Raw genomic sequence first — 22,446 nt, forward strand, 5'->3', positions numbered from 1 at the left:
CCGGCTTTGCAACAATGGATAGGTGACTGTTGCAGCAACTACTCCCGCACCCAGGCTGGAACTCCCTCCCCTGAAGCTTGGCCCCATCACCGTGGACACCCCGGTGATCCTGGCGCCTATGGCCGGCATCACCAACTCGGCTTTTCGTCGTTTGTGCCGCGAATACGGCGGTGGCATGTACGTGGCCGAGATGGTCACCTCCCGCGCGCTGGTGGAGAGGACGCCTGAATCCCTGCGCATCATCTCCCACGACGACGACGAGAAAGTCCGTTCCGTCCAGCTGTACGGCGTGGACCCGGTGACGGTGGGCGCCGCCGTACGCATGCTGGTGGAAGAAGACCGGGCGGACCACATCGACCTGAACTTCGGCTGCCCCGTTCCCAAGGTCACCCGGCGCGGCGGCGGCTCGGCCCTGCCCTGGAAGATCGACCTCTTCACCTCCATCGTGCAGACCGCCGTCAAGGAAGCCTCCAAGGGCAACGTCCCGCTGACCATCAAAATGCGGAAGGGCATTGACGACGATCACCTCACGTACCTCGACGCCGGCCGGATCGCACGTGATTCCGGCGTCGCCGCCGTCGCCCTCCACGGCAGGACGGCCGCGCAGTTCTACTCCGGTCAGGCAGACTGGTCCGCGATCGCCCGCCTCCGTGAGGCACTGCCCGACATCCCGGTGCTGGGCAACGGCGACATTTGGTCCGCTGAGGACGCGGTGCGGATGGTGCGCGAAACAGGTGTTGACGGCGTAGTGGTGGGCCGCGGCTGCCAGGGCCGGCCCTGGCTGTTCGGCGACCTGCAGGCCGCGTTCGAAGGCAGCGACACCCGCTTCCGGCCAAACCTGAGCCAGGTGGCAGAGGGGGTGTACCGCCATGCCGAACTGATGGTGGAGACGTTTGGTGACGAGGGCAAGGCCCTGCGTGAAATCCGCAAACACATCGCCTGGTACTTCAAGGGCTACGTGGTGGGCGGCGAACTTCGCACCCGCCTTGCCCTGGTGACCAGCCTCCAGGTGCTGCGCGAAACGCTCGCCGAGCTGGACCTTGAATCGCCGTACCCGGGCAACGACGCCGAAGGTCCCCGCGGCCGCGCCGGCTCGCCGAAGAGACCGGCGCTGCCTAAGGACTGGCTGGAATCGCGGGCGCTGAACGCGGACCAGTCCCGTGACATCTCCGCCGCAGAGCTGGACGTTTCCGGTGGCTGAGACACGGACTGCTGCACCGGTGCTGCCGGGCTACGACAGCGACGATTCAGCCCGATGGGTGGAGGAACCGACCAAGAACGTCTACCGTTCGGACTTCGAGCGTGACCGCGCCAGGGTGCTGCATTCCTCCGCGCTCCGCAGGCTCGGTGCCAAGACCCAGGTAGTGGCGCCGGACACTGACGACTTCGTCCGGACCCGCCTCACCCACAGCCTCGAAGTGGCCCAGGTGGGCCGCGAACTGGGCCGTGCCCTGGGCTGCGATCCGGACGTGGTGGATACCGCCTGCCTGAGCCATGACCTCGGCCACCCGCCGTTCGGCCACAACGGGGAATCCGCGTTGAATGAGGTGGCACACGCGATCGGGGGCTTCGAAGGCAATGCCCAGACCCTCCGGTTGTTGACGCGCCTGGAGCCCAAGGTGCTGACGGCGGACGGCCAGCCGGCAGGGCTCAACCTCACCAGGGCCAGCCTTGACGCTGCAGCGAAGTACCCCTGGTCGGCGTTGGAAGCCCCGGTCATCCACGGGCAGCGCACCAGCAAGTTCGGCGCCTACGAGGACGATCTCCCCATCTTCAACTGGATCCGCTACGGTGCCCCCGAGCGGCGGTCCTGCCTCGAGGCCCAGGTGATGGACCTCGCCGATGACATCTCGTATTCCGTGCACGACGTCGAGGACGCGATCGTCGCCGGACACTTCCAGCTCCGTTGGATGGACAACCCGGACCACCGCGCCAGGGTGGTGGGCTACGCCAAGCAGTGGTACCTGCCGCACAACGATCCCGCCGATATCGATGCCGCGCTGGCACGGCTGGAAGCCACCGACGTGTGGGTGCGGGAAGCCGACGGCAGCCGCAAGTCAATGGCCGCGCTGAAGAACATGACCAGCCAGTTGATCGGCCGGTTCTGCCAGAGCGCCCTTGAGACTACCCGCGCGGTCTACGGCCCGGAGAACCTCACCCGCTACACTGCCCAGCTCATGGTGCCGGATGAGACGGTCATGGAGATCGCCGTCATGAAGGGCCTGGCCACCACTTTTGTGATGACCACGGATCACCGGCAGCCCATCTATGAGCGGCAGCGTGAGGTGCTGCACGCCCTGGTGACAGCCCTGAGCGCTACCGGCGACCGGCATCTCGAGCCGATGTTCGCCGCTGACTGGCGTGACGCGCCCGACGACGGGGCCCGCCTTCGCGTCGTCATCGACCAGGTGGCGTCACTCACCGACGGCTCGGCGCTGGCCATGTATGAACGCCTGGTGGGGAGCCTTCCGTCGCTGTGGTGAGCCCGGTTACGCCCGGACCGGAGCTGTCTGCGCCCGGGGCTAGGATGGCTCTGTGGCTGGGCTGATCAAACGTGAAGATATCGACGAAGTACGCCAGCGCACGGACATCAAGGAAGTGGTTGACGGCTACGTCACGCTCAAAGGCGCCGGGCTGGGGACCTTCAAGGGCCTGTGCCCGTTCCATGACGAACGCTCGCCGTCCTTCACCGTCCGTCCCCAGGTAGGCCGCTACCACTGCTTCGGCTGCGGTGAGGACGGCGACGTTATCGCCTTCGTGCAGAAGCAGGACCACAGCTCCTTCCAGGAGGCCGTGGAGAAGCTGGCAGCCAGGATCGGCTATGAGCTCCGGTACGAGGACGGCGGGACCGGCCCCAGCCGTGAGGAAGTGGGGCGGCGGCAGCGGCTGCTGGACGCCCACAAAATCGCCGACGAGTTCTTCCAGGCGCAGCTGCTGACGCCCGGTGCCGCGGAGGGGCGGACCTTCCTGCACGGCCGCGGGTTCGACCGTGCTGCCGCCGAGCAGTTCGGCGTCGGCTACGCCCCGCAGGGCTGGGACGCGTTGCTCAGGCATCTTCGCAACCGCGGCTTCACTGACGCAGAGCTAAAGCTCACGGGCATGTTCTCTGAAGGAAACCGCGGCATCTACGACCGTTTCCGCGGCCGCCTCATCTGGCCCATCCGGGACATTGCGGGCGACACCATCGGCTTCGGCGCCCGTAAGCTCTACGAGGACGACCAGGGCCCAAAGTACCTGAACACCCCAGAAACCACCCTGTATAAGAAGTCCCAGGTGCTGTACGGGATTGATCTTGCCAAGCGCAACATCGCCAAGGACCGGCAGCTGGTGGTGGTGGAGGGCTACACGGATGTCATGGCCTGCCACCTCGCAGGGGTCCCGACGGCAGTGGCCACCTGCGGCACCGCGTTCGGCACCGAGCACATCAAGGTCGCCCGCAGGCTGCTTTCGGACGACGGCACGGGGGGAGAGGTCATCTTCACCTTCGACGGCGACGCCGCCGGCCAGAAGGCGGCCCTGCGCGCCTTTGAGGAGGACCAGCGTTTCACCGCCCAGACGTTTGTGGCCGTGGAGCCCACGGGGGCGGACCCGTGCGACCTGCGCCAGAGCAAGGGTGACGAGGCAGTTCACGCGCTGGTGCAGTCCCGCCGGCCGCTGTTTGAGTTCGCCATCCGCACCACGCTCAAGCAGTTCAACCTGGACACCGTGGAAGGGCGTGTACAGGGCCTGAAAGCGTCCGTGCCAGTGGTTGCCGCCATCCGCGACGCGTCCACCCGGACAGGGTATTGCCAGGCGCTCACGGGCTGGCTGGGCATGCCGGACCCGAACGAAGTGCTGCGCCTGGTGACCGCTGCCGTGAAGCGCGGAGACCAGGGCGGGCCTGCAGCAGATCCCCGGACTTCCGCAGGCGCCGCCCAACCGGGCGGACCCGGCGTAGCTGCCGGGCCGCCGTCGGGCGCTGTCCCGTCCTTCCACCGCCCCGACCCCCGCGATCCGGTGGCTTCCATGGAGCGGCAGGCCCTGGAGGTGGCACTGCAGGAGCCCATGCTGCTCGCCGGCGGGGTCTGGGAGCGCTTCTCCGCTGCCCGGTTCGCCACACCGGCCTTCCAGGCAGTCCATGACGCCATGCGCGCCACGGACCCCGCCCTCACCGCCGACCCCGTGCGCTGGGTGGAGCACGTGATGAACGAAGTACCCGAACCGCTGCGGCCCCTGGTGTCCGAACTGGCCGTGGTGCCATTGCCCGCCAGTACGGAGGAAGCAGTGCAGAAGTACTGCCGGGACATCCTGTCGAGGCTTTTCGAGCTCCAGATCACGCGGGTGAAGGCGGACAAGATGGGCCAGCTCCAGCGGCTGGATCCGGCGGCGGATCCGGAAACCTATCAGCGGCTCAACCGTGAGCTGATGATGCTCGAAATGGAACGCCGCGCCCTGCGCTCGGATGCCTGACCCGTACCCCGGCACGGCACCCGCCGGCCCCGATTTCGTTTCCCGGCCATACCTTTGCTAGGCTAATACCCGCTTCATTCCTCCTTAGCTCAATTGGCAGAGCATTCGACTGTTAATCGAAGGGTTGCTGGTTCAAGTCCAGCAGGAGGAGCGCACGATCCCCGTTCCGGAGTCCGGAACGGGGATTTTTTATGCCGTTAGGCCTTATGGGCCCGGCAAAACCGCCGATTTCACTTTGGCGGGAATCCTTTGCTAATGTCATACCTGCTTCATTCCTCCTTAGCTCAATTGGCAGAGCATTCGACTGTTAATCGAAGGGTTGCTGGTTCAAGTCCAGCAGGAGGAGCCAAACGAAAAATCCCCGTTCCTCCACTGGAGGGACGGGGATTTTTCGTTTGCTAGACGAAGTCCATCTCCACCTGAAGGAACCGCTCTGCCTCGACGATGGCGGCCAGGAACGCATCCTTTTCGGTGGGCGACTTCCGCGGCTGGCGCGGGTTCCACTCATGGGGCGCGGAATGGACGCGCACAAAGCCGGTTTCCGGTGGCGCGTAGAAGATGCCGAAGCGCTGGACGGGCCACTCGGGCGACGTTTCCGGGGCTACCAGCAGCGCTGCCATGAAGGCCGGATTGTGCCATTGGGCGATTGGCCGGCGGCGGTCCTCGGTGAACAGGCCCGCGGCGTAGAGGGCGGCGGACTGCTCTCCGCTCTGGGCGCACAACCGGTCCCACCACAGTGGCAGTATCCGGGTATCGCACCGTTGCCACGTGGCCGGAAGCGGCGGTTGATTCTGCCGGCTGGGCACGGACACATTTTATCCTGTGACGGTTGCCCGGCGGCAGACGTGAGGGGCTGTGCGCAGCAGGGCCGGGGAGTGCCGCTGGGGCTGTGCGGGCAGGATCAGGGCCTGTTCCAGGGGCCGGGGTTGACGCGGTACAGCAAAGCCGATCCCGCAACCATGCCCAGGACAATGCCCATGGCGGGGTTGCCCACTGCCCGGCCTGCAAAGTAGCCCACGACGGCGCCCAGCACCGCCCCCAGGAAAAGTCCCCGGCGGTTCCGGTTCGGCTTTCGCCTTTCAGCATGCTTCATGGCGTCAGTGGATCGACGGGACGGTGCGCGGCCGCACCACCAGCCAGAGGGCGGCGATGGCCAGAAGAATGCAGGCTCCCTGTACGGCGCCCATCGGAGCGGCGCTGGTGATACCCAGCCAGCCCACCACCGGGGAGATGAGTCCGGCCATCATGAAGGTCGCGAAACCCAGCAGGGAAGCAGCGGTGCCAGCTTGTTCGGCGTGGCTGGCAAGGGCGAGCACCTGCACGCAGGGGAACATAAAGCCCGTGCCCATGATGTAAAACCACAGCGGGACCATCACGCCCCAGAGGCCGAACCCCAGTTGGTCGAACACCACGATCAGCATGGCCATCACAAACATCCAGGCCGTGGCGCCGGCAAGGATCCACTGCGGCGGAACGCGTCGGATGAGGCGTGAACTCGTCTGGATGCCGGCCACGATGCCCAGCGAATTGATGCCGAAAAGCAGGCCGTACTCCTGGGCGGAAAAACCGAACACGTCCTGGAACAGGAAGGGGGAGGCCGAAAGGTAGGTGAACAGGCCGCCGAAGTTCAGGCCGGCCACCATCAGCAGCCCAACAAAAACCCGGTCGCTAAGGAGGATCCGGTAGCGCTGGCGGACAGTCATGCCGCTCTGCCGGCGCTTTTCCGGCGGCAGCGTCTCGCGTACCAGGAACAGGGCGGCAACGATGACCAGCGTGCCGTAGGCGGCAAGGAACACAAAAATCCCCGGCCACGGCATCACCAGGAGCAGCTGTGAACCGATCACCGGAGCCAGGATCGGTGCCAGCCCGTTGACCAAGGACATGCGGGAAAACATCTTGACCATGGCGTAGCCGGAGAACAGGTCGCGCACCATGGCCATGGCTACCACGCCGCCGCCGGCCGCACCCACACCCATGAGGACGCGGAAAATGCCGAGGGTGGTGATGTCTGTGGACAGGGCTGCGCCCAGCGAGGCTGCAATGTGAAGGGCTGTGGCCAGGATCAGCGGGGTCCGGCGGCCGAACCTGTCGCTGAAAGGGCCCACCACCAGCTGGCCGATGGCGAAGCCCACCGTAGTCCCGGCGAGGGTCAGCTGGACCTGGGCCTCGGTCACGCCCAGGCTGGCCTCCAGCGCGGGGAAGGCGGGAAGGTAAAGGTCGATCGTGAACGGACCCAAGGCCGTCAGGGCGCCGAGGAGAAGGATGTACAAAAGTTTCCGGCGTCGGCTCAACAGGTCGCCCGGATTGCTGGGTATGGTCACGGAGATTAATCCTAGGGCCGGGCGGGGGAATTCTGCAGCGTTGTAGGCCGCGTCGCCCGGCAAGCCCCGGGGTCCGTTATTCAGCTGAATGATAGTTTTGGTGCCGGGGACTGTGCAGCTGCACTTTCCCGCAGCACATGGAAGCCGAATCGGCCATGAAACAGTAAGGCGGAACCGATGAGCGGACGTCACAGCGGGCGGACCAGCCCGGGATTGCGCATCGCTGCGCTGCCCAGGACGCTTAAACTCCTTTTCCGGTTGGCGCCCCGCCAGCTGAATGACGAAGTCGCTTTCGCGAAAATGGAGCTCAAGCGCAAGGGCATTCAGGTCGGAGTTGCCGCAGCCTTCCTCGCAGTGGCCCTCGTCTTCCTGCTCTTCCTGGTGGTTGGCCTGATCGTTGCCGCCATCATGGGCCTTGCCACCATCATGCCCGCGTGGCTGGCCGCCCTGCTGGTCTCTGCGGCATTCCTGCTGATAGCACTTATTGGCGGCCTGATCGGCATGCGCAAATTCAAGAAGGCGATGCCCCTCCTGCCTGAGGAAACCATCCGCGGCATCAAGCACGACATTGGCATCGCGAAGGAGGGCTCCGCCTACAACCCGGCGATCCTCGATCCGCAGAGCCCCGAAGCCAAAGCGGCCAAGGCAGCCAAGGCAGAGGCCGACGCCAAGGCCAAGGCAGAGAAGGAAGCCAAGGCAGCAGAGCACCACAAGGAGTTCCCGCAGGCCTCCGAGCCGGACCTTGTCCGCCGCCTGAACCAGCGCCGCCACCACCTCACCGAGGTCCGCGACGACCTCGGTGAAGAGCTCGACGTGAAAACCCAGGCTCAGCTCCTGCTGGCTGCCGCGCAGGGCAAACTCCACCAGGGACAGGTTCTCGCCGGGCGGGGCAAAGACCTTGCCGGGCACCGGCTTGCAGCTCTCTCAGAATCCGCCGGCGGCCTGGGCAACCGGTGGAAGCCGCTGACTGCCTTCGCGGCTGCCGGCGCCGTGTTCGTCGTCCTGGTCCGCAAGCTCCTCCGGACCTACTAGGACCGGCTCTTTCAACGGAGCTGCCGTCGGGCAGCGCACGGCAGCTCCGCAGGCAGGAATCTATAGCCGCGCCGCAGGGCAGCAGGAAGGAAGGGGCGGGATGAAGTTCATCGGTGCCGGCTCCCGTCCCGGGCGCCCCCAAGTGGATCACGACCGCATAGTAACCATCCCCAACCTGCTCACCGTTGTGCGTTTTATGGGGGTCCCGCTCTTCATCTGGCTGGTTCTCGGCCAGAAGGAATACGGCGCCGCTGTAGTGGTCCTGGCCGTGATGGGCTGCACTGACTGGATTGATGGGTACGTTGCGCGGCGTTTCGACCAGGCCTCGAAGCTCGGCCGGGTCCTGGATCCCATCGCCGACAGGCTGGCGCTGATCGCCGTCGCCGTCACCTTGGTGATTGCCGGCGTCGTGCACTGGCTGTATCTGGCCGCGCTTTTGATCCCGGACGCCGTGCTGCTGGTCCTCACGCTGTCCTTCTTCGGTGGCCACCCGGACCTTCCCGTCAGCGCGGTGGGCAAGGTGCGCACAGGCCTGCTGCTCCTGGGCACGCCGTTGCTGGTCCTCTCCCGGCTGGACACCGCGTTCTCCGACGGGCTGCTCGTCGCCGCGTGGATCGTCCTGGGCCTTGGCCTCATTGGCCACTGGATTGCCGCCTACAACTACTTCTGGGCCATCCTGCGCAAAGGCAGAATGCAGCAGGACCACGACGGCGGAGCCTCCTGATGGTGTGGATGGCGGTTGCGCTTGCGGTGCTTGGCGCCTTCTGCCTGGCCTTGGGCGCCCAGCGCCAGGGGAGCGCTGTGAAAGCCGATACCGGGGGCCTGGCGCTGAGCTCCAACGGATTCCTCCGCCTCCTCCGGAACCCGCGCTGGGTATTCGGCCTCCTCCTGCTCTGCGCGGGGATGGCCATGAACGCGGTGGCACTCGTGTCCGCCCCGCTCACCGTGGTCCAGCCCATTGGAGCGATCGCCCTGGTCATCACCACCGTCGTCAACGCGCGGGACCAGGACCTCACCATCAACCGCGCCACCGTCGTGGCCATCTCCGCCTGCGTGGCCGGCTCGGCACTCTTTGTTCTCCTGGCAGTCAACGTGACCCAGGAAAACCACCACGTGAGCCTCGACGCCGAACTCACCATCGTGCTGCTGCTTGCCCTCGCGGTGGGGCTCTTCGGCACCCTGGCGGTGATGTTCAAGCACCGGATGAACGCGTTCGTCTATATCCTCGGCGCCGGCGTCCTCTTCGGTTTTGTGGCCGTGCTGACCCGGATCATCGGCAAGCACCTGCTTGATCCCAACGGACTGTTCCTCCTGAACGTGCAGTGGTATTCCGTGCTGGCCATCATCGCCGCAGGCGGCCTGGGATCCTGGTTTGTCCAGAGCGCCTATTCCACCGGCCCGCCCGATCTGGTGATCGCGGGCCTCACCGTGATCGACCCCATCGTGGGCATCGCCATTGGGATTGTCATCCTTGGTGAACTCCGCCCCGATGTCCACGCCGTGATGGCCATTGCCATGGGAACCGCCGCATCCCTTGCTATCGTGGGGGTAATCGCCCTTTCACGGCACCATCCCGAGGTCACCAAGCGCAAAAAAGACGCAAGGAAGGCCGCGGGCAGGCCGTCCCACTAGTCCGCCCAGCATCTACACGAGGCCCCGGCGCCAGCCGGCGGCCAACCGTGCTGCCAGTGCCAGCTGTCCGCACCGTGACCATCAGGAGCACTCCACGTGACCACGCCCGCAGACCAGCAACCCCTGACCGTCCTGATCGCCGCGGACACCTACCCGCCCCACATCAACGGGGCAGCCCAGTTCGGCTACCGGCTGGCCAAGGGCATGACAGGCCGGGGCCATAACGTGCATGTGCTGGCCTGCCGTGCGGACAACGGGAAGAGCTTCACCGAGTTCCGCTCAGAAGCAACAGTGCACCGCCTCCGCTCGCACGGCGTCCCCACCCATGAGTACTTCCGGATCTGCTTGCCCTGGGAAATCAAAAAGGAAATCAGCCTCCTCTTTGACCGCGTCAAGCCCGATGTAGTGCACATCCAAAGCCACTACATGATTGGCGAGCACGTCCTGTACGAGGCCGACAGGCGGGGCATCCGGATCGTCGCCACCAACCACTTCATGCCGGAAAACCTCAACCCGTTCCTGCCTTTTCCGCAATGGTTCAAGAACATCATCGGGCGGATTTCCTGGAAGGACATGGGCAAGGTCATGGGGCGGGCTGACGTGGTCACCACACCTACCCCGCTGGCGGCCAGAGCAATGCACCAACACGCTTTCCTCCGCAAGGTCCTTCCGCTCTCCAACGGCATCGACTCGGCCGCTTACGAAGTCCAGCCGGGCGAGCACATCGAACCGCACGCCCACCCCACCGTGATGTTCGCTGGTCGCCTCGCCGAAGAAAAGCATGTGGATGTGCTGATCGAAGCCGTCAGTAAGACGCCGCGTGAGCTGAACGTGCACCTGGAAATCGTGGGTGGCGGCGAAGTCCGTTCCTCCCTCGAAAACCTCGTCCATCGGCTCGGGCTGGGGGACCGGGTGAAGTTCCTGGGCCTGGCCAGCGACGAGGACCTGCGTAAGACCTACATCAAGGCCGATCTCTTTTGCATGCCAGGGACAGCGGAGCTGCAGTCCCTGGTCACCCTGGAGGCGATGTCCGCTTCGACGCCCGTTGTGCTGGCGGATGCCATGGCTTTGCCGCACCTGGTGCGCGACGGCGAAAACGGGTACCTGTTTACGCCGAACGACAGTGATGACCTTGCCAAGAAAATCACCATGATCCTTGAACTGCCGGCAGACCAGCGTGCCGCCATGGGCCAGGTCAGCCGGCAGATGGTGGAACCCCACAGCATCGAAGGCACGCTGCAGACCTTCGAGGACCTGTACCGGGGAGCGCGCTTCGAGGACAAAGTGGTCTGAAGGCTTTCCGGGGTTTGCTAGAGTGATTTTGCCCGGCCGGCACATCCCTTTTGCGGAGACCAGCCAAGGCATCTGGGGCTATAGCTCAGCTGGTTAGAGCGCGGGACTCATAATCCTAAGGTCCTCGGTTCAAGTCCGAGTAGCCCTACCCCCCACGAACGCGGAAACCGCGGCCGGTGCATCTGCCGGCCGCGGTTTTCTTTTTCGGTCACAGAGGCCGAACGCTCCATCACGTTCCGCAACGTATTGTGAACGCTCCATCACGTTCCGCAACGTATTGGTGAACGCTCCATCACGTTCCGCAACGTATTGGTGAACGCTCCATCACGTTCCGCAACGTGTTGGTGAACGCTCCATCACGCTGCCCGCGGCGGCTCTGCCATCGAACCGTACAGCGACTAATGGGATGCGCAGGGATAGTTGCAGGAGGTGATGGGGCGTTGTGGGGATAGTTGCAGGAGGTGATGGGGCGTTCGGAGCGCCAGGCCGGTGCATCTGCCGGCCGCGGTTTTCTTTCTTCAGCGGCACACCTGCGGTATGTTACTGAGCAGTAACTTACCGCGCTCTTTTCCGGAGAGCTCCGGTCACCGCTGATCCTGCGAGGTAAACATGTCCACTCCTGCCGCCGACCTCAACAACCTGCCCTATCCTGACGGCGACTTCTATTCCTTCGAGCAGTTGCTGAGTGAAAAGGAGCAGGGCCGACTGGCGGAGATCAGGGAATTCCTGGCCCGGGAGGTCCGGCCCATCGCTGTCGACTTCTGGAACCGCGGCGAATTTCCCATGGACCTGATACCTAAACTGGCGGACATCGACCTGGTGAGCCCGGTCCGCAGGCAGGGCCACTCCAACCTCTTTGCCGGCCTGGTCCACGCAGAGGTCACGCGCGCGGACGCGTCCATCTCCACCTTCATTGGCGTCCATGACGGACTTTTTACCGGTTCCATCGAAGCCCTCGCCTCCCAGGAGCAAAAGGACGCCTGGCTGCCCGACATCTACGCGTTGAAGACAATTGGGGCGTTCGGCCTGACGGAACCCCTCGGCGGATCGGACGTCGCCGGCGGAACGCGGACCACGGCGCGCCGCGAGGGTGATTCGTGGATCCTGAACGGGGCCAAGCGCTGGATCGGAAACGCCACCTTCTCCGACTGGGTGGTCATTTATGCGCGGGACCTTCAGGACAACCAGGTCAAGGGCTTCCTGGTGGACACCACGCTGGAGGGATTCAGCGCCGTGAAGATCGAGAACAAAATCGCACTCCGGACGGTCCAGAATGCCGACATCAGCCTGGACAACGTGGTGGTTCCGGACTTTTACAAGCTCGCCCACGCCAACAGCTTCCGCGACGTGAACAAGGTCCTGAAAGTCACGCGTCTCGGCGTCGCCTGGCAGGCCGTGGGCCAGCAATTGGCAGCGTTCGATGTAGCCCGGCGCTACGCGGTGGAGCGCCGCCAGTTCGGCCGACCTCTAGCCTCCTTTCAACTGGTCCAGAGCCAGCTGGTGCAGATGCTGGGTAACGCTGTTAGCTCAATGGGCATGATGGTGCGGCTGTCACAGCTTGAGGACGCCGGTGAGGCGAAGGACGAGCAGTCCGCGCTGGCCAAGGCCTTCACTACCGCAAGGATGCGCGAAAGCGTTGCCATTGGCCGGAGCCTCCTGGGCGGCAACGGCATCGTGACCGACTTTGAAATAGCCAAAATCTTCGCCGATGCCGAAGCGATCTACTCCTACGAGGGAACGCACGAAATCAACACCCTGGTGACCGGCCGCGCCATTACCGGCATCTCCGCCATCGTCTGACCCATCGACAGGAAGGGCGCCGGTGGGCCCGGCCGCCTGATGCACCGGTCCGGTCCGTCCCGCCGGCCAGTTAAAGGTACTAGGGCGGGGATCCGAGGGGCAGCAGGATGGATGGCCGCAGGTCCATCACGAACTGCAGCGGATTCACGTAGTCCTCGCCGCGCCGGACACCCCAGTGGACGCAGGAAGCCGCCCGGCAGTGGCCCGCGAGAACCGTGCCGATTTCCTGGCCCGCGCCCACCACACTGCCTGCGGTCAAGGTGCTGTTAACAGGTTCAAAGCTGCTGCGGAGGCCGTTGCCGTGGTCGATGGTGATCACCGGCCGGTCCACCACTACGCCCACGAAGCTGACGGTTCCCGGCGCCGGCGAGGTGACCTGAACGGCGTCGGACGCTGTTCCCAGGTCCACGCCCCGGTGTCCGCTGAGCCAGGGCTTGGGCGGCGGATCAAAATCACGAAGTACCGGCGGGCGCGGGGAAACCGGCCAGCGCCAGGAGGGTGTTGCCTCCGCGGCAGCGGGCCCCGGACTGAAGTCCAGCGTCTCCCCGGCGGGGGCAAGGGAAGCAGGCAGCAGGAGCAGGGCTGCCAGCAGCACCGGAGGTTTCATCTGCCCAGTGTGTACCGGCTGAAAATGTGCCGGCAGGGGTAGGCCGTGCTATGTGGATAAGGCCCGGCACGGGCAAGGTTCCTGTCCTCCGGGTGTGGGCGCCTGTAGTACACTTGGTGGAGCAGTTTGCTGCGCCCTCAACGCTTTCCGTCCGGCGGCTATCCCAATGGTTTTTCCAACGGTATATGCCCCTGTCCGGGTTGGCGTCGGCACGTCTCATTCAGGAGTGTGGGGGAGCGGCAGCTGACTACGCGCATCCAGCCCTCCCGTGGAGGATCATGCTTCTTGCGGTCCGCACCCCTGGTGCTGATGAGAAGCGCGATGGATGCCAGGAGCAGGGCCCGCCCGGGCCACGCTAATAAACCGTCAACTATTGGCAGGGTAAGAAGCCTTGGGGCTTTCTCATGAATGACCTGCCGGAAGGAGCGTCGGCATGCCCGTCGTAACTATGCGCCAGCTGCTTGACAGCGGCGTCCACTTTGGACACCAGACCCGCCGTTGGAACCCGAAGATGAAGCGCTTCATCTTCACCGAGCGCAACGGCATCTACATCATCGACCTTCAGCAGTCGCTGTCCTACATCGACCGCGCCTACGAGTTCGTGAAGGCCACCGTTGCACACGGCGGCACCGTTCTCTTCGTCGGCACCAAGAAGCAGGCCCAGGAAGCTATTGCCGAGCAGGCAACCCGCGTGGGCCAGCCGTACGTGAACCAGCGTTGGCTCGGCGGTATGCTGACCAACTTCCAGACGGTCGCCAAGCGCATCCAGCGCATGAAGGAACTCGAAGAGATCGACTTCGACGACGTCGCCGGCTCCGCGTACACCAAGAAGGAGCTGCTGCTCCTCAAGCGTGAACTCACCAAGCTCGAGTCCAACCTCGGCGGTATCCGCAACCTCACCAAGGCACCCTCCGTGCTCTGGATCGTGGACACCAAGAAGGAGCACCTCGCTGTTGACGAGGCCAAGAAGCTGAACATCCCGGTTGTGGCCATCCTGGACACCAACTGCGATCCTGACGAAGTCGACTTCCCGATTCCGGGCAACGACGACGCCATCCGCTCCGTGAACCTCCTGACCCGCGTTGTTGCCGACGCCGTTGCCGAGGGCCTCATCGCCCGCAACAACCGCGGCACCGGCACCACCGAAGCTCCGGAAGAGCCGCTGGCTGAGTGGGAGCGCGAGCTCCTCGAAGGCAGCAAGGCAGAAGAAGCTGCTGCTCCTGCTGCTGAGGAAGCACCGGCTGCTGCCGAGGCACCCGCCGCCGAAGCTCCGGCCGAAGACGCCAAGTAACAACCTAATCCGGATTTTCCTGCGCCGCCTGCGGCGCGGGAGCTGCTGACAGGACGGTGGCCCACCAGGTGGGCTGCTGTCCTGTCGGTCCGTACACCACAACAAATTTCTAGACAGAGGGGTTCACATGGCGAACTACACTGCCGCGGACATCAAGGCCCTGCGCGAGCGCACCGGCGCCGGCATGATGGACGTCAAGAAGGCTCTTGACGAGGCCAACGGTGACGCCGAGAAGGCCATCGAAATCATCCGCATCAAGGGCCTCAAGGGCGCTACCAAGCGCGAGGGCCGCTCCACCGCTGAAGGCCTGGTGGCCGCCAAGGTCAGCAACGGCGTCGGCGTTATGATCGAGGTCAACTGCGAGACCGACTTCGTGGCCAAGGCTGACAAGTTCATCCAGCTGGCTGACAAGGTCCTGGCAGTAGCCGTCGAGTCCGGCGCAGCCGACCTCGAGACCCTGCTGGCCACCGAAGTTGACGGCAAGCCCCTCTCCGAGGTCGTCGTCGAAGAAGGCGCTGTCCTGGGCGAAAAGGTTGTTGTCCGCCGCGTCTCCCGCGTCGAGGGCGCAACGGTTGACGCTTACCTGCACAAGACCTCCAAGGACCTCCCGGCCCAGGTTGGCGTGCTGTTCGCTGTTGACGGTGAAGGCGAAACCGCTGCCACCGCCGCCCACGATGTTGCAGTCCACATCGCTGCCATGGCCCCGAACTACCTGACCCGCGAAGACGTTCCGTCTGACCTGGTTGAGTCCGAGCGCCGCATCGCCGAAGAGACCGCAAAGGCCGAGGGCAAGCCCGAAGCCGCTCTCACCAAGATCGTGGAAGGCCGCGTGACGGGCTTCTACAAGGGTGAGGTCCTGGTTGACCAGGCATTCGCGAAGGACGCCAAGAAGTCCGTGGCGCAGGTCCTCGAAGAGGCCGGTGTCAAGGGAACCGCGTTCACGCGTTTCCGCGTCGGCTCCTAGTCGAACAGCAAGGGGTGGCCACTTCGGTGGCCGCCCCTTTTGCATGCGCGGGGACGCCCCGAATGGGACAACCCGAATGGGACCTTTGGCCGCGCAGCAGGATAACCTTTTTTCAGAGTTCACCAACGGGAAGGCATCATGGAAGCCGTCAACACTGTAGTCCAGCCAGAGAAAAGTCGACGCCGGGTCCTCCTGAAGCTCTCCGGCGAGGTCTTCGGCGGCGGGAAGCTGGGCGTTGACCCCGAGACCGTCCGGGATGTCGCCAAGCAGATCGCCGCAGCCGTCCCCCAGGTGGAGGTGGCCATCGTGGTAGGCGGCGGCAACTTCTTCCGCGGCGCGGAACTTTCCCAGAGCGGCATGGACCGCTCACGGGCCGACTACATGGGCATGCTTGGAACGGTGATGAACTGCCTGGCGCTGCAGGATTTCCTCGAGCAGGCCGGCGTCGAAACCAGGGTCCAGAGCGCCATCACCATGGGACAGGTAGCCGAAGCCTACATTCCCCGCCGCGCCATCCGGCACATGGAAAAGGACCGCGTGGTCATCTTCGGCGCGGGTGCCGGACTGCCGTACTTCTCCACTGACACCGTTGCCGCCCAGCGGGCACTCGAGGTCCATGCCGACGTCGTCCTGATGGCCAAGAGCGGCGTGGACGCCGTTTACACGGCTGACCCGAAAAAGCACCCCACTGCCGAGCGTCTCGAAACCCTCAGCTATGACGACGCCCTCCGCCGCGACATCCGCGTAATGGACCAGACAGCGATGACCATGTGCAAGGACAACAACCTTTCGATGGTGGTCTTTGGCATGGAGGGTGAAGGCAACGTTACCCGGGCCATCCTGGGCGAGAAGCTGGGCACCCTGGTCACGGCCTAGCTACGGCTAGGATGTCTTCAGGACAGTTCCGCCCCTGCCTTCGCGGCCAGGGGCGGAAGCAGTAACAGAGAACCACGTTTGTGCATGGACCCGGTGCCCCGGACTGCACCAGAATCTTCAGGAGAGACCGTGATCGAAGAAACCTTGCTCGAAGCCGAAGAAAAGATGGACAAGGCCGTTGAGGTAGCCAAGGAAGACTTCGCTTCCATCCGCACCGGTCGCGCCAATCCGGGCCTCTACAACAAGGTCCTGGTGGACTACTACGGCTCACCCACACCGCTGCAGCAGCTCGCCTCGTTCGCCATTCCGGATGCCCGTACCATCCTCATCACGCCCTTCGACAAGACGGCTTTGCGCGACATCGAACGTGCGCTTAGCGATTCCGAGGTCGGCGCCAACCCGTCCAACGACGGCAACGTCATCCGGATCACCATTCCGGAGCTGACCAAGGAACGCCGCAAGGAATACGTCAAGATCGTCAAGACCAAGGGCGAGGACGCCAAGGTCTCCATCCGCAACATCCGCCGCAAGGCCAAGGAAACCTTGGACAAGCTGGTCAAGGACGGCGAAGCCGGTGAGGATGAGGGCACCCGCGCCGAAAAGGAACTGGACGGCCTCACCAAGTCGCACGTGGACGGCATCGACGAGCTGCTCAAGCGCAAGGAAGCGGAGCTGCTCGAAGTCTGATGGGCCAGGCAGAGCAGGCCCCGGCACAACGGGCGCGCACACGGGGGAAGCAGCCCAGGACCAACCCGACGCCGAAGGCCGGGCGGAACCTGCCGGCCGCGGTGGCGGTGGGCCTGGCCATGCTCTTCGCCGTGCTGGGCGGGCTGTTGTTCCTGCCTCTTGGTTTTGTTGCGGTCACCACCGCATTCGCCGTCTTTGGGGTGTGGGAGATTTACCGTGCCCTGGAGGCGAACGGGACCAGGATGCCTGTCGTGCCGGTGATGACCGGCACGGTGGCGATGCCCTTCGCCGCCTACTTCGGCGGGATCGAGAGCCTGCTTTTTGCCATGCTGCTGAGTTCGGTGGCCGTGCTGCTGTGGCGTTCCATCGAGAGCGCTGCCGGCTCGGCCAACAGCATCTTCGCCGGCGTCTTCACCTTGGGCTGGGTGCCGTTCTTCATCAGCTTCGCGGCGCTCCCACTGCATGCGTCGGGCGGGGCTACTCCGGTGGGGCTGTGGCCGGGAGGAATAATTCCCGACGGCGCGTGGCAGGTGGTGGTGATGCTGCTGCTTGTAGTGTCCAACGACACCTTCGGCTACCTCGTGGGCGCATCCCTCGGCAAACACCCGATGGCTCCCAAGATCAGCCCGAAGAAATCCTGGGAAGGATTTGCCGGATCCATCGGCGGGGCGATACTGATCGGCATCCTGGCCAGTGTCTTTTTGCTGGACAAGCCCTGGTGGGTAGGCGTGGTCCTGGCGGTGGGACTGGTGGCGGCATCCACAGCCGGTGACCTTGCCGAATCCATGGTCAAACGCGAACTGGGCGTCAAGGACATGAGCAGCATCCTGCCGGGACACGGAGGCGTCATGGACCGGCTGGACTCTATCGTTTTTGCAGCCCCGGCGGCTTTTGTCCTGTACGGCCTCGTTTCCGGAGCCTGAAACACAACCCCAGCCGGACCCGGCCGCCCATAAACTGGTGCAGGAGCGGTACGGCTTGAAGAGCATCGAAGGAATCAAAAGTGGCATTGGACATTCATCGGCAGATCCCTGCGTCCTTTGAGCGCGTGCAGCGCAGCGATTACGGCTACAACGCCAAACAGGTGGACCAGTTCCTGCAGCGGGCGCGCGTGTCACTGGAAACGCCTGCCACGGCGGCGGAGCCCGTCACCAGTGCTGATGTCAGGGCAGTTTCCTTTGACCCCGTCAAGGGTGGTTACTCCGCCGCCGTCGTCGATGCAGCCCTGGACCGCCTGGAAGACGCCTTCGCCCGCCGTGAGCGGGACGAGCTGATTGCTGCCCGTGGCGAGGAGGCGTGGCTGCGCGAAATTGGCAACCTGTCCGGCATCCTCCGCGGCCGCCTGCACCGCCCGGATGGTGACCGCTTCCGCCGGCCGGCGAAGAAGAAGGCCCGCAGCTACAACACGGCTGACGTGGACCGGCTGTGCCACGAACTCGTCGCCTACCTCGAACAGGACAAGCCGCTCAGCGTCGACAACGTCCGCAGGGCAGTTTTCCGTCCCGCCGTTGGCCGTGACGGGTACGAGGAAACCCAGGTGGACGCCTTCCTGGACCGTGTGGTTGAACTGATGGCGGCCATCGACTGACCCTGCGTTCAAACTCCCACCGGCGGGGTGGGCGAGAGCGGCTCGTACCTTCTCCAAATATCCCTGTACGTCCGGTAACCGGGTTGCTCCGGTTTCCGAAGAAAAAGTCCGGATCACCTTTCGGTGGCCAGCGGCCTCTCCGGGGTGTGGAGCCGGGTCATGACCCGGGACATCGTCCTGGGGACCCTGTAAGCAGTTGCCCGCGAAACGACCACCATCACGGCGAAGGCGGCCGGCACTGTCCAGGCTGCCGGTTGCGCCAGCCAGGGCGGGAGGTTGGGCGAGCCCGCCACGGAGCCCGCGATCATCGCTCCGCCGCACAGTACCCCGCCTGTCAACATGCCGGCGATTGCGCCGGCGTCGGTAAGCCCCCGCCACCAGATGCCCAGCAGGAGCACCGGGCAGACCGTGGAGGCGGTGAAGGCGAAAACCAGGCCCACGCTGCCGGCAAGTGCCAGTGAGTCCGTCATGAAGGCGAAACCCAAGGGCACCACGATCGAGATCACTGCCGCCAGCCGGAAGCCGCCCACGCCGGCGCCCAGGACATCCTGGCTGATGACGCCGGCCAGGGACACCACCAGCCCCGACGTGGTGGACAGGAAGGCGGCAAAGGCGCCGGCCACCACAAAGGCTGACAGCAGGTCGCCGGCGGCGCCGCCCACCAGTTCGCCGGGGAGCAGCAGCACCAGGGCATCGGCCTGGTTGGCCCGGGCGAGGCCTGGCGCGAACATCCGGCCCACCAGTCCGTAGGCCGTGGGGAACAGGTAGAACACGGACAGCAGGCCCAGGACGATCAGTGTGGTCCGCCGAGCCGAGTGCCCGTCCGGGTTGGTGTAGAAGCGGACCAGCACGTGCGGCAGTCCGAGGGTGCCGAAGAGGAGTGCCACCAGCAGCGACACGTTCTGGTACATCCCGGCGGGGGCGAGGTTCGTGGGGTTCACGGCAGGCGGAGCCAGGGCAGGAGTCCCGCTTCCGGCGAGCATAAAAATGATGAACAGGATGGGAACCGCCAGGGCTGTGAGCTTGAGCCAGTACTGGAAGGCCTGGACGAAAGTGATGGAACGCATGCCGCCGGCAACCACCGTCAGGCACACAACTATCACCACAGCCACGGAACCCACCCAGGACGGCAGCCCTGTAGTGATCCGGATGGTCAAAGCGGCTCCATGGAGCTGCGGCACGATGTACAGCCAGCCCACCAGCACCACCACGAGGCTGGTGACCTTGCGGACAGCCCGGGAATCCAGCCGTGCCTCCGTGAAATCAGGAATGGTGTACGCGCCGGAGCGCCGCAGCGGCGCAGCAACAAACAGCAGAAGCATCAGGTACCCGGCGGTGTAGCCCACCGGAAACCATAAGGCGTCCGTCCCGGACAGCAGGATGAGGCCGGCGACGCCGAGGAAGCTTGCCGCGGAGAGGTACTCACCGCCGATGGCCGAGGCATTCCACCAGGGCCGCACAGTTCGGGAAGCAACATAGAAATCACCCGTGGTCCGCGAGATCCGGAGGCCGTAGAAGCCGATCAGCGCAGTCGCCACGGAGACCACTGCGAGCGCGGCTATGGCCACGCCTGGATTCATGGTGCCGTCACTGGTCCTTGGCCAGGTCCCGGTACCGCGCCTCGTTGCGCGCAGCGGTCCGGACGTAAAGCCAGGCACTGAGTCCGATCAGGGGGTAGATGCCTGCGCCCAGGAGAAGCCAGTCAAAGGGGATCCCCGCAATGCGGGTCTCCGTCAGTCCGGGCACCACGGCCAGCAGCAGCGGGAAAGCGCCAAGGATCAGCAGGAAACCGGAAGCCACCACCAACGCCAACCGCAGCTGGGACCGGATCAGCGACCTGACGAACACCTGCCCCACCTCGGAGTCCTGCGCCGCTTCCCGGCTGTCCCGGGGAGGAAGTGCTGCCGAGCGGGGCGCTGTGACGCGTACCCTGCTCATGCGTGCGGCCTGATCCGCGTGGCGCCCAGCTTTTCCCGCACTGTTGGCAGGTGGCGCCGGCTGATGGGAAGGCCGGCGCCTGCAACGGTGACGCTGGGGCCGTCGGCAACCAGCTTCATGGACGTTACGTGCTTCAGGGCAACGAGGTAGGAACGGTGCGTCCGGATGAAGCCGGCGTCCGCCCACTGCTGCTCGAGGTCGGCCAGCGGCACCCTGATCAGGTAGCTCGCATCTGCCGTGTGCAGCCTTGCGTAGTCGCCCTGGGCCTGAACGTACGTGACATCATCACGCCTGATCATCCTGGTGGTACCGCCCTGGTCAACGGTGATCATCTCCGCTGCCGTACCGCCGTCGCGCAGTTCACTGATGCGCCCCACGGACCGCGCCAGACGTTCGGCGCGGACCGGCTTGAGCAGATAGTCCACGGCGGCGAGCTCGAACGCCTTCAGTGCGTGGTCCTCGTCCGCGGTCACAAAAACAACTGCGGGGGGATTCCTGCCGGCAGAGATGGCGCGGGCAATATCCAGCCCGGAGACCGCCGGCATATGGATGTCGAGGAAGACGGCGTCAACCGGGCCGGCTGCCAGGGCCCGAAGGGCCTCGGTGCCGGAGGTGGCGCGGAGGACGGTGCCGATGCGATCGTCCCGCCCCAGGAGGAAAGCCAGTTCCTCGACGGCGGGCAGTTCGTCGTCGACAACGAGGACGTTAATCATGTTCCTAGGGTACTTTCCGGTGGGACCGGCAGGTTCACGCGTCGTGGCCCGGCTGGGACTTCGGTACCCGCATAGTGATCAGCGTTCCCTCCCCGGGCGCGGTGTCGATGACCAGCCCGTGGTCGTTGCCGTAGACCTGGCGGAGGCGGGCGTCCACGTTCCGCAGGCCCACGTGCTCGCCGTCGGTATGGCCGGCAAGCATGGACTGGAGCTGCGCAGGGTCCATGCCCACGCCGTCGTCCTCAATCGTCACCTCGGCGAACGCGCCCGCGTCGTTTGCGCTGATGCTGATGTGCCCAGGCCCTTCCTTGGCCTCCAGCCCGTGCCGAACGGCATTTTCCACCAGCGGTTGCAGGCTGAGGAAGGGGATGACGGTACTTAGGACCTCCGGCGCCACCCGCAGGCTGACCTGCACGCGTTCGCCGAACCGCGCCCGCTCCAGGAGGAGGTAGCGGTCGATGCAGCGAAGCTCCTCGGCGAGCGTTGTGAAGTCGCCGTGCCGGCGGAAGGAATAGCGGGTGAAATCGGCAAACTCCACCACCAGCTCCCGGGCGCGGGCGGGATCGGTGTTGATGAAGGACGCGATGGCGTTCAGCGAGTTGTAGATGAAGTGCGGGCTGATTTGGGCGCGCAGGGCACGTACCTCGGCCTCCATCAGCAGCGTCCTTGATGCGTCCAGCTCCGCAAGTTCCACCTGGACGGCAACCCAGTCGGCCACCTCGGCGGTGGCGCGGACCAGGCCCGCACCGGCTGACGGAGCGAAGGCGGCGACGGCACCCACCACGCGGGTTCCGGCCCGCACGGGAGCGATCACCGCGGCGAGCGGCCCGCCCGTACCGCTTCTCTGGGCACCGCCCTGCCCTGTGGGGTGGCCGGCTGGCAGCACCGCCGTCCTTCCGCCCGCCAGCACCCCTTCGGCAAGCCCCATCAACTGCGGCTTGAGTTCCTCGGCTGCGCCGTCCCAGGCCAGCACCCCGGTGGTGTCAGTGATGGCCAGCGCATCACAGCCCAGCAGCGCGCGCAGCTGACGGCTGGCTTTCGCCGCGCCCGTGGGGTTCAGGCCGCGCCGCAGATGCTGGCCGGCCTGGGATGCCGCATGCAGCGTGTGGTAGGTGGCGCGTTCGGCGTCCGTGCCGAGGTCCCGGAACGAGCGCAGCACCTTCAGCCCGATGCCGACGACGACGGCGATGGCCATGGCGATCACCGCCACAGCCGCGGCGGTAAGGAGGGGGGAGTCCGGCATGGTGCCCAGCGT

At 65.1% G+C, this 22,446-nt stretch carries 22 protein-coding genes and 3 tRNA genes; 17 read left to right on the top strand and 8 right to left on the bottom strand.

The genetic code is table 11. From position 1 onward, the window contains the following. Window positions 1-22 precede the first annotated feature (22 nt). The 5 genes from dusB to M1E07_RS07615 all read left to right on the top strand — a co-directional run bounded on the left by dusB (window position 23) and on the right by M1E07_RS07615 (window position 4,798). Window positions 23-1,201: a tRNA dihydrouridine synthase DusB gene (dusB, locus tag M1E07_RS07595; protein WP_461189641.1), complete on the top strand. Its 1,179-nt coding sequence runs from the start codon at window positions 23-25 to the stop codon at window positions 1,199-1,201. After that, window positions 1,194-2,483, top strand: a complete 1,290-nt coding sequence (locus M1E07_RS07600; protein ID WP_461189642.1) for a deoxyguanosinetriphosphate triphosphohydrolase — start codon at window positions 1,194-1,196, stop codon at window positions 2,481-2,483. The genes dusB and M1E07_RS07600 overlap by 8 nt, the downstream gene beginning before the upstream one ends. Window positions 2,484-2,535: 52 nt before the next feature. After that, window positions 2,536-4,449, top strand: a complete 1,914-nt coding sequence (gene dnaG, locus M1E07_RS07605; protein ID WP_461189643.1) for a DNA primase — start codon at window positions 2,536-2,538, stop codon at window positions 4,447-4,449. A gap of 78 nt (window positions 4,450-4,527) precedes the next feature. After that, window positions 4,528-4,600, top strand: a tRNA-Asn gene (locus M1E07_RS07610). 122 nt (window positions 4,601-4,722) lie between these two features. Then, window positions 4,723-4,798 (top strand) — tRNA-Asn (locus tag M1E07_RS07615). Between the two features lie 49 nt (window positions 4,799-4,847). Here M1E07_RS07615 and M1E07_RS07620 read toward each other — a convergent pair. The 3 genes from M1E07_RS07620 to M1E07_RS07630 all read right to left on the bottom strand — a co-directional run bounded on the left by M1E07_RS07620 (window position 4,848) and on the right by M1E07_RS07630 (window position 6,770). Beyond that, complete coding sequence (locus tag M1E07_RS07620; RefSeq protein WP_461189644.1) at window positions 4,848-5,255, bottom strand: hypothetical protein; 408 nt, start codon at window positions 5,253-5,255, stop codon at window positions 4,848-4,850. A 95-nt stretch (window positions 5,256-5,350) separates the two neighbouring features. Next, a complete protein-coding gene (locus tag M1E07_RS07625; RefSeq protein WP_461189645.1) occupies window positions 5,351-5,542 on the bottom strand; it encodes a hypothetical protein in 192 nt (63 codons plus the stop codon). Window positions 5,543-5,546: 4 nt separating this feature from the next. Next, complete coding sequence (locus tag M1E07_RS07630; RefSeq protein WP_461189646.1) at window positions 5,547-6,770, bottom strand: multidrug effflux MFS transporter; 1,224 nt, start codon at window positions 6,768-6,770, stop codon at window positions 5,547-5,549. A 177-nt stretch (window positions 6,771-6,947) separates the two neighbouring features. Between M1E07_RS07630 and M1E07_RS07635 the strand changes: the two genes are divergently transcribed. The 6 genes from M1E07_RS07635 (at window position 6,948) to M1E07_RS07660 (ending at window position 12,527) form a co-directional block, all read left to right on the top strand. After that, entirely contained in the window at window positions 6,948-7,802 is an 855-nt protein-coding gene (locus tag M1E07_RS07635) for a phage holin family protein (RefSeq protein ID WP_461189647.1), read from the top strand. Between the two features lie 100 nt (window positions 7,803-7,902). Next, entirely contained in the window at window positions 7,903-8,526 is a 624-nt protein-coding gene (locus M1E07_RS07640) for a CDP-alcohol phosphatidyltransferase family protein (RefSeq protein WP_461189648.1), read from the top strand. Further along, window positions 8,526-9,434, top strand: a complete 909-nt coding sequence (locus M1E07_RS07645; protein WP_461189649.1) for a DMT family transporter — start codon at window positions 8,526-8,528, stop codon at window positions 9,432-9,434. Before M1E07_RS07640 ends, M1E07_RS07645 begins: the two co-directional genes overlap by 1 nt. A 96-nt stretch (window positions 9,435-9,530) precedes the next feature. Next, window positions 9,531-10,727, top strand: a complete 1,197-nt coding sequence (locus M1E07_RS07650; RefSeq protein ID WP_461189650.1) for a glycosyltransferase — start codon at window positions 9,531-9,533, stop codon at window positions 10,725-10,727. A 74-nt stretch (window positions 10,728-10,801) separates the two neighbouring features. Then, a tRNA-Ile gene (locus M1E07_RS07655) sits at window positions 10,802-10,875 on the top strand. A gap of 461 nt (window positions 10,876-11,336) precedes the next feature. Further along, on the top strand, window positions 11,337-12,527 hold the full coding sequence (locus tag M1E07_RS07660) for an acyl-CoA dehydrogenase family protein (protein ID WP_461189651.1): 1,191 nt from the start codon (window positions 11,337-11,339) through the stop codon (window positions 12,525-12,527). Between the two features lie 79 nt (window positions 12,528-12,606). Here the strand turns inward: M1E07_RS07660 and M1E07_RS07665 are convergent, their stop codons facing one another. Next, window positions 12,607-13,134, bottom strand: a complete 528-nt coding sequence (locus tag M1E07_RS07665) for a murein hydrolase activator EnvC family protein (protein WP_461189652.1) — start codon at window positions 13,132-13,134, stop codon at window positions 12,607-12,609. Window positions 13,135-13,567: 433 nt separating this feature from the next. Here M1E07_RS07665 and rpsB point away from each other — a divergent pair, with 433 nt between their 5' ends. The 6 genes from rpsB (at window position 13,568) to M1E07_RS07695 (ending at window position 18,540) form a co-directional block, all read left to right on the top strand. Further along, window positions 13,568-14,425, top strand: a complete 858-nt coding sequence (gene rpsB, locus M1E07_RS07670; protein WP_461189653.1) for a 30S ribosomal protein S2 — start codon at window positions 13,568-13,570, stop codon at window positions 14,423-14,425. 127 nt (window positions 14,426-14,552) lie between these two features. Next, window positions 14,553-15,389 carry a translation elongation factor Ts gene (tsf, locus tag M1E07_RS07675; protein ID WP_461189654.1) on the top strand — a complete coding sequence of 279 codons (837 nt, stop codon included), beginning with the start codon at window positions 14,553-14,555 and terminating at the stop codon, window positions 15,387-15,389. 138 nt (window positions 15,390-15,527) lie between these two features. Then, window positions 15,528-16,265 (top strand): UMP kinase, encoded by a 738-nt coding sequence (gene pyrH / locus M1E07_RS07680; RefSeq protein WP_461189655.1) that lies wholly within the window; start codon window positions 15,528-15,530, stop codon window positions 16,263-16,265. 129 nt (window positions 16,266-16,394) lie between these two features. Continuing rightward, entirely contained in the window at window positions 16,395-16,952 is a 558-nt protein-coding gene (frr, locus tag M1E07_RS07685) for a ribosome recycling factor (protein WP_461189656.1), read from the top strand. After that, entirely contained in the window at window positions 16,952-17,875 is a 924-nt protein-coding gene (locus M1E07_RS07690) for a phosphatidate cytidylyltransferase (protein ID WP_461189657.1), read from the top strand. Before frr ends, M1E07_RS07690 begins: the two co-directional genes overlap by 1 nt. 80 nt (window positions 17,876-17,955) lie before the next feature. Further along, window positions 17,956-18,540, top strand: a complete 585-nt coding sequence (locus M1E07_RS07695) for a DivIVA domain-containing protein (protein ID WP_461189658.1) — start codon at window positions 17,956-17,958, stop codon at window positions 18,538-18,540. A 113-nt stretch (window positions 18,541-18,653) separates the two neighbouring features. Here M1E07_RS07695 and M1E07_RS07700 read toward each other — a convergent pair whose 3' ends face one another. From M1E07_RS07700 to M1E07_RS07715, 4 genes are read right to left on the bottom strand one after another with little or no spacing between them, the layout of a single operon-like run. Then, window positions 18,654-20,120, bottom strand: a complete 1,467-nt coding sequence (locus M1E07_RS07700) for a sodium/solute symporter (protein WP_461189659.1) — start codon at window positions 20,118-20,120, stop codon at window positions 18,654-18,656. Between the two features lie 7 nt (window positions 20,121-20,127). Further along, window positions 20,128-20,478 (bottom strand): DUF485 domain-containing protein, encoded by a 351-nt coding sequence (locus M1E07_RS07705; RefSeq protein ID WP_461189660.1) that lies wholly within the window; start codon window positions 20,476-20,478, stop codon window positions 20,128-20,130. Continuing rightward, complete coding sequence (locus M1E07_RS07710) at window positions 20,475-21,191, bottom strand: LytR/AlgR family response regulator transcription factor (protein ID WP_461189661.1); 717 nt, start codon at window positions 21,189-21,191, stop codon at window positions 20,475-20,477. The genes M1E07_RS07705 and M1E07_RS07710 overlap by 4 nt, the downstream gene beginning before the upstream one ends. A 34-nt stretch (window positions 21,192-21,225) precedes the next feature. Beyond that, window positions 21,226-22,434: a sensor histidine kinase gene (locus tag M1E07_RS07715; protein WP_461190351.1), complete on the bottom strand. Its 1,209-nt coding sequence runs from the start codon at window positions 22,432-22,434 to the stop codon at window positions 21,226-21,228. Between the last annotated feature and the right edge of the window lie 12 nt (window positions 22,435-22,446).

Source organism: Arthrobacter sp. Z4-13 (assembly GCF_054792705.1).

Bases quoted from the DNA above. Each gene is read 5' to 3' on its own strand.
- M1E07_RS07705 (WP_461189660.1), bottom strand. From the start codon at position 20,478: ATGAGCAGGGTACGCGTCACAGCGCCCCGCTCGGCAGCACTTCCTCCC.
- rpsB (WP_461189653.1), top strand. From the start codon at position 13,568: ATGCCCGTCGTAACTATGCGCCAGCTGCTTGACAGCGGCGTCCACTTT.
- M1E07_RS07690 (WP_461189657.1), top strand. From the start codon at position 16,952: ATGGGCCAGGCAGAGCAGGCCCCGGCACAACGGGCGCGCACACGGGGG.
- M1E07_RS07635 (WP_461189647.1), top strand. From the start codon at position 6,948: ATGAGCGGACGTCACAGCGGGCGGACCAGCCCGGGATTGCGCATCGCT.
- M1E07_RS07640 (WP_461189648.1), top strand. From the start codon at position 7,903: ATGAAGTTCATCGGTGCCGGCTCCCGTCCCGGGCGCCCCCAAGTGGAT.
- tsf (WP_461189654.1), top strand. From the start codon at position 14,553: ATGGCGAACTACACTGCCGCGGACATCAAGGCCCTGCGCGAGCGCACC.
- M1E07_RS07700 (WP_461189659.1), bottom strand. From the start codon at position 20,120: ATGAATCCAGGCGTGGCCATAGCCGCGCTCGCAGTGGTCTCCGTGGCG.
- M1E07_RS07660 (WP_461189651.1), top strand. From the start codon at position 11,337: ATGTCCACTCCTGCCGCCGACCTCAACAACCTGCCCTATCCTGACGGC.
- M1E07_RS07625 (WP_461189645.1), bottom strand. From the start codon at position 5,542: ATGAAGCATGCTGAAAGGCGAAAGCCGAACCGGAACCGCCGGGGACTT.
- M1E07_RS07715 (WP_461190351.1), bottom strand. From the start codon at position 22,434: ATGCCGGACTCCCCCCTCCTTACCGCCGCGGCTGTGGCGGTGATCGCC.
- M1E07_RS07710 (WP_461189661.1), bottom strand. From the start codon at position 21,191: ATGATTAACGTCCTCGTTGTCGACGACGAACTGCCCGCCGTCGAGGAA.
- pyrH (WP_461189655.1), top strand. From the start codon at position 15,528: ATGGAAGCCGTCAACACTGTAGTCCAGCCAGAGAAAAGTCGACGCCGG.
- M1E07_RS07645 (WP_461189649.1), top strand. From the start codon at position 8,526: ATGGTGTGGATGGCGGTTGCGCTTGCGGTGCTTGGCGCCTTCTGCCTG.
- M1E07_RS07665 (WP_461189652.1), bottom strand. From the start codon at position 13,134: ATGAAACCTCCGGTGCTGCTGGCAGCCCTGCTCCTGCTGCCTGCTTCC.